The organism is Cohnella baijiui, assembly GCF_020731285.1.
Lineage (GTDB): Bacteria > Bacillota > Bacilli > Paenibacillales > Paenibacillaceae > Cohnella.
Genome location: NZ_JAJFOW010000538.1, coordinates 1 through 208, shown reverse-complemented (window position 1 = coordinate 208; position 208 = coordinate 1). Strand labels below are relative to the sequence as shown.

Below are 208 nucleotides of genomic sequence, written 5' to 3'. Positions count from 1 at the left end.
CATCTACTTAAACTATAAATGAATGATACGGAGGATATATCATGGCAAAAGTATATGAAGGTGATCTCGTAGGTACAGGACTTCGAATTGGTATTGTTGTAGGACGATTTAATGAATTTATTACGGGCAAGCTACTTAGCGGCGCACTGGATGCCTTTAAGCGTCATGGTGTGGAGGAAGACAATGTAGAGGTGGCCTGGGTACCGGG

The 208-nt window shown here is 43.3% G+C and carries 1 protein-coding gene; it reads left to right on the top strand.

Going from position 1 to position 208, the window contains the following annotated elements; all coding sequences use genetic code 11:
• Positions 1–41: 41 nt before the first annotated feature.
• A partial coding sequence (locus tag LKX83_RS33705) for a 6,7-dimethyl-8-ribityllumazine synthase (RefSeq protein WP_227887685.1) occupies positions 42–208 on the top strand: 167 nt, incomplete at its 3' end.